Source organism: Mesorhizobium sp. M1E.F.Ca.ET.063.01.1.1 (assembly GCF_003998155.1).
Classification (GTDB): domain Bacteria; phylum Pseudomonadota; class Alphaproteobacteria; order Rhizobiales; family Rhizobiaceae; genus Mesorhizobium.
Map to the genome: position 1 here is coordinate 1 of NZ_RZSC01000428.1, position 5,116 is coordinate 5,116.

Consider the following 5,116-nt stretch of genomic DNA (forward strand, 5'->3'; position numbering starts at 1 on the left):
GCGCCGAACAGCTTGCCGCCCGGATACTCCATCTCGACATAGGAGATGGCCGAAGCATTCGAGCCGCGCTGCAAGGAGTGTTCGGAATAGTCGAGCACCGACATTTCCACGCCGACATGGCGCGAAAGCGCATCGACGAAACCGTCGATCGGGCCGGTGCCGGTGCCGGTGATGGTCACTTCCTTGCCATTGTCGAGGATTTCAGCCTCCACCATGCGCCTGCCCTTGACCCCGGTGTCGGGATAGGTGCGATGGTCGAGGAACTTCAGCCGCGCGCCGGGCTGCTCGACATAGGTCTCAATGAAGCGATCGTGGATGCGCTTGACAGGCACTTCCTTGCCTTCGGCGTCGGTGATCGCCTGGATGTCCTGGCTGAACTCGATCTGCAAATTGCGCGGCAGGTTGAGGCCGTAATCGGCCTGCAGCACATAAGCGATGCCGCCCTTGCCGGACTGCGAGTTGATGCGGATGATCGCCTCATAGGTGCGTCCGACATCGGCCGGGTCGATCGGCAGATAGGGCACTTCCCAGAGCGGCGTGTTGGCCTTGCGCAGCGCCTTGATGCCCTTGTTGATGGCGTCCTGGTGCGAGCCTGAGAACGCGGTGTAGACGAGTTCGCCGACATAGGGGTGGCGCTCCGGGATCTTCAGCTGGTTCGAATATTCGTAGACGTCCTTCATCCGGTTTATGTCGGAGCAGTCCAGCTCGGGATCGACCCCTTGCGTATACATGTTGAGCGCCAGCGTCACGATGTCGACATTGCCGGTGCGCTCGCCATTGCCGAACAGCGTGCCTTCGACGCGATCGGCCCCAGCCATCAGGCCGAGCTCTGTGGTGGCGATGCCGGTGCCGCGATCATTGTGCGGATGCAACGAGATGATCAGATTGTCGCGATTGTCGAGATTGCGGCACATCCATTCGATGCGGTCGGCATAGACGTTGGGCGTCGACATCTCGACCGTCGAGGGCAGATTGATGATCAGCTTGTTGTCGGCAGTGGGCTTCACGATCTCGGTGACGGCGTTGCAGATCTCCAGCGCGACCTCGAGCTCGGTGCCGGTAAAACTCTCCGGCGAATATTCGAAACGGTAGCCGCCGCCGGCCTTGGCCGCCATGTCGGTGATCATCTTGGCGGCGTCGGTGGCGATCCGCTTGATGCCGGCGACGTCTTTCTCGAAGACGACACGGCGCTGCAGCTCGCTGGTCGAGTTGTAGAAATGCACGATCGGGCGATGCGCGTCCTTGAGCGCATCGAAGGTCCGCGTGATCAGCTCGGGCCGGCACTGCACCAGCACCTGCAGCGACACGTCGTTCGGCACGCCGCCTTCCTCGATGCACCAGCGGGCGAAATCGAAGTCGGTCTGCGAGGCCGACGGAAAGCCGATCTCGATCTCCTTGAATCCCATGTCGATGAGCAGCGCGAACATGCGCGCCTTGCGCTCATGGCCCATCGGGTCGATCAGCGCCTGGTTGCCGTCGCGCAGGTCGACCGAGCACCAGATCGGCGCCTTCTCGATGACCTTGGACGGCCAGGTGCGATCGGCGAGGTCGACCGTCGGGTAGGGTTGATATTTGCGGTGGGCATCCGGCATATGGCCGGCCACGGAACTGTCCGTTTCGGCCCCGCCGACTGGGATTGCTTCTCTTCTGTTCATCGTCGTTTCTCCCGGCGGCTCGTCTGATCGCTCTCAGGCGGATTGGTGCCGAGCGGCGCCTTTACCAAAGTTTCGTTCGCTTGATGTGACTTTGCCAAATTCTGGCCAAGGAGCATGCGCCTCGGGCGGCGGTTTCCGACCGCCGGGCGCTCCTTCAGCGAACCCGGCGATCGCCGATAAGGCCGAGAAGAAGCAGGGTCGAAGCAAGCGCGCGCACGGTCTCGCCGGCGAAGCCGGGGCGAGGAGAAGCGACGGAGCGGGTGCGCGTGGTCATGCCGGCTCTCTTACAGGAGCCGCCGTTGGGAGGCAAGTGCCGGTCTGGCCGGGCACAAAGCGCGCCGCGTCGAAACGGATTCAAGCGACGCGCTTTAAGTCCTTGGGTTTTATGCATGTCGTTTTCCCAAAATCGTTGCACACTTTTGGGTGACATGCATCGGCGCGGGCTCTTCCCCGCACCAGGCAAATGCGCCACATTTGCCTCGGAGGACCTGATCTCAGGGGGAGGCCGTGCATGAATTTCGTGTTCTTCTCGCCGCATTTTCCGGTCAACGGCGCCGATTTCTGCGACCGGTTGAAGAAAGCCGGCGCCACCGTGCTCGGGATAGGCGACGCGCCCTATGAGACGCTGAGCGGCAAGTTGAAAGCGGCGCTTTCGGAATATTACCGCGTCGCCGACATGGAGAATTACGATGCCGTGTTCCGGGCGATGGGGCATTTCATCCACAAATGGGGCCGTATCGACCGCTTCGAGTCGCTCAACGAGCACTGGCTGGAGCTCGAAGCCAACATTCGCACCGACTTCAACATCTTCGGCACCAAGCTCGATTTCGTGAAGAATTTGAAGCGCAAGAGCCGCATGCGCGCCTTTTTCCGCAAAAGCGGCGTCGAAACCATTCCGCAACGCAAATGCTCGGATCGAACTGGGGCCATGACCTTCATCCGCCGGGTCGGCTATCCGGTGGTGGTCAAGCCGGATTCAGGCTCCGGCGCCTCGAACACGTTCAAGATCTCCAATGCCAGGGAGCTCGACCAGTTCTTCAGGGACAAGCCGGAGGGTGTGACCTTCGTCATGGAGCAGTTCATCGAGGGGCTGGTGGTGACCTTCGACGGCCTGGTCAACCGCGACGGCGAGGTCGTGCTGGCGGCCAGCCACCGTTACGACCAGAGCATCATGGACGCGGTCAACCGCGACCGCCACATGAGCTATACCTGCTTTCCCGAGATCAGCCCGGAGGTCGAGGAGGCGGGCCGCAAGATCCTGAAAGCGTTCGACGTGCGCGAGCGCTTCTTCCACATCGAGCTGTTCGAAACCAGGGACAATCGCGTCATCGCACTCGAGGTCAACATGCGCCCGCCGGGCGCCTGGATGACCGACGCTATCAACTACACCTTCGACATCGACGTCTATGCCGCATGGGCGGACATGGTGGTCAAGGATGCCGCTGGCGGCCCTTACAAGGGCAAGTATTTCACCGCTTATGCCAGCCGCAAGCGTCACATCGACTATTTGCACAGCCATGAGGACGTGCTAGCCGCCCATGGCGACAAGATCGTGCATCATCAGGCCATCGAAGAGGTTTTCAGCCGCGCCATGGGCAACTACGCCTACCAGATGCGTTCCAAGGACCAGAAGGCTTTGCGCCAGGCGGTCGACTATATCCACGCGGAAAAGGCGTGAGGCGATGGACGTTTCCTATCACAAGGCTCACGCCCGCAATCTCGGCCGCGACATGGAATACAAGCGCTACGGCCATGCCGGGCGGCCGGTGGTGGTGTTCCCGACCTCGCAGGGACGCTTCTTCCAGTTCGAGGATTCGGGCGGCGTCGGCGCGCTCGCCGAGTTCATCGACACCGGCCGCATCCAGCTGTTCACGCTCGACGGCATCGATTCGGAATCCTTCTTCGACAAGCATGGCGATCCCGCCAGCCGCATAGCCCGCCACGAGGCCTATTTCCGCTATGTGCGCGAGGAGGCGCTGCCGGAGCTGCAGGCGGTTGCCGCCAAGGCCAATGGCGGACGAATCCTGAAGCCGCTGTTCTGCGGCTGCTCGATGGGCGGCTATCACTCGTCGAATTTCGTCTTCCGCTTTCCGGAACTGGCCAGCGGCGTGATTTCGCTGTCGGGCGTCTATTCGACGCGCGACTTCTTCGGCCGGGCGCTGGAGGGCAGCATCTTCTACAACTCGCCGCTCGACTATCTGCCGGGCATCGTCGACCAGCGGCTGCTCGGGCGCCTGAGGGCGCTCAGGCTGATCTTCTGCTGCGGGCAGGGCGCCTGGGAAGAGCGCATGCTTGTCGAAACGCGCGAACTGGAGCAGGTGCTGCGCGACAAATCCATTCCGGCCTGGGTCGACTATTGGGGTGGCGACGTCAGCCACGACTGGCCGTGGTGGCACAAGCAGCTCGTCTATTTCTTCGGGCGCTGGCTGGACGAGGACCTGATGCATAGGCTCGATTGATGACCACGCCCGACCCGATCCGACGTTTTGTCGAAGCCACCAATTCGGGCGACACCGAGGCCTTTCTGGAGACCTTCACGGCGGATGCCCCTGCTCACCGACTGGGGCCGCCCCTTCCGCAGCCGTGGGGAAATCGCGCGCTGGAACCAGTCGGACAATATCGGCGTGCAATCCCGCCTCGATATCGTCCGCATCGCGCAATCGGACGGCGCCTACCATGTGCGCATCAAGGTGACCGGCGACGGCTTCAATGGTGAAGGCGACATGACCTTCACGCTGGACGGCGACCGGATCGCGAGCCTGATCATCAGCTAGATCGTTTCACTGTTTCACCGAAACGGCGAACCGTTCTATCTCTCTGTTTTGACGCAATTCCGCACGGAAGACCGCTACGCACTTCTCCTGGAAGTCGACCGCTCGATTGCGCTCCCGCGCTCTCAAATATGAGTATGCTAGTCAAGTATTTTTTATGCCTACGCCGAACCAGAGGACGTCACGTCGCGGCAGCAGCAGGGTCGCAGTTGAGCCTTCCCCGTGGCGGCGAGGTCGGCGCCCACCGAAGAAGGCCGGAAGGGCGCCGGGCTTTGGCCGACGTCTAGCCTTCCTGGCAGGCCGAGAGGGGCTCGACGTCTTGTTCCGGCGCCGATCCGCGACGCAGGCCGAGGAAGATGACGATGGCGGTCAGGACGGTGATTGTCGCCAGCACGACCAGCAGCCGGTCGAAGGCCGTCTCGTAGGCCTGGATGAGGACAGCGGCATCGGCCATAGGCAGATGTCGTGCCGTTTCACCGATATTGCCCGTTGCCAGAAGCTGCCCTGCCGCGGCCGCTTTTGCGGGTGACGCCAACCCTTGAGTGCCGAGCTGCGCGGCGGTGAAGCCCGACAGCGTCGCCATGACGATCGCCAGCGCCACGCCCTCGCAAGCGACGCGGGTGGTGTTGAAGATGCCGACCGCCATGCCGGCACGCTCCTTCGGCACGACGCTGACGGCAAGCCCGTCCA

At 62.3% G+C, this 5,116-nt stretch carries 4 protein-coding genes and 1 pseudogene; 3 read left to right on the plus strand and 2 right to left on the minus strand.

The features are described 5' to 3' along the window. Positions 1 to 1,655, minus strand: a 1,655-nt coding sequence (leuA, locus tag EOA29_RS24485; protein ID WP_127221724.1) for a 2-isopropylmalate synthase, incomplete at its 3' end; no start/stop codon positions are given. A 511-nt stretch (positions 1,656 to 2,166) separates the two neighbouring features. Here leuA and EOA29_RS24495 point away from each other — a divergent pair. From EOA29_RS24495 to EOA29_RS24505, 3 genes are all read left to right on the plus strand, one after another. Further along, positions 2,167 to 3,333 carry an ATP-grasp domain-containing protein gene (locus EOA29_RS24495; RefSeq protein ID WP_126092305.1) on the plus strand — a complete coding sequence of 389 codons (1,167 nt, stop codon included), beginning with the start codon at positions 2,167 to 2,169 and terminating at the stop codon, positions 3,331 to 3,333. A 4-nt stretch (positions 3,334 to 3,337) separates the two neighbouring features. Further along, complete coding sequence (locus tag EOA29_RS24500; protein WP_126092306.1) at positions 3,338 to 4,114, plus strand: alpha/beta hydrolase-fold protein; 777 nt, start codon at positions 3,338 to 3,340, stop codon at positions 4,112 to 4,114. Positions 4,115 to 4,198: 84 nt separating this feature from the next. Beyond that, on the plus strand, positions 4,199 to 4,429 hold the full coding sequence (locus tag EOA29_RS24505; RefSeq protein ID WP_245464899.1) for a nuclear transport factor 2 family protein: 231 nt from the start codon (positions 4,199 to 4,201) through the stop codon (positions 4,427 to 4,429). 280 nt (positions 4,430 to 4,709) lie between these two features. Here the strand turns inward: EOA29_RS24505 and EOA29_RS24510 are convergent. Continuing rightward, positions 4,710 to 5,116, minus strand: a pseudogene (locus tag EOA29_RS24510) (MFS transporter); the annotation flags it as partial.

Excerpts from the sequence above, each read along its gene's own strand:
- EOA29_RS24505 (WP_245464899.1), top strand. The coding sequence starts at position 4,199 with ATGCCCCTGCTCACCGACTGGGGCCGCCCCTTCCGCAGCCGTGGGGAA.
- EOA29_RS24500 (WP_126092306.1), top strand. The coding sequence starts at position 3,338 with ATGGACGTTTCCTATCACAAGGCTCACGCCCGCAATCTCGGCCGCGAC.
- EOA29_RS24495 (WP_126092305.1), top strand. The coding sequence starts at position 2,167 with ATGAATTTCGTGTTCTTCTCGCCGCATTTTCCGGTCAACGGCGCCGAT.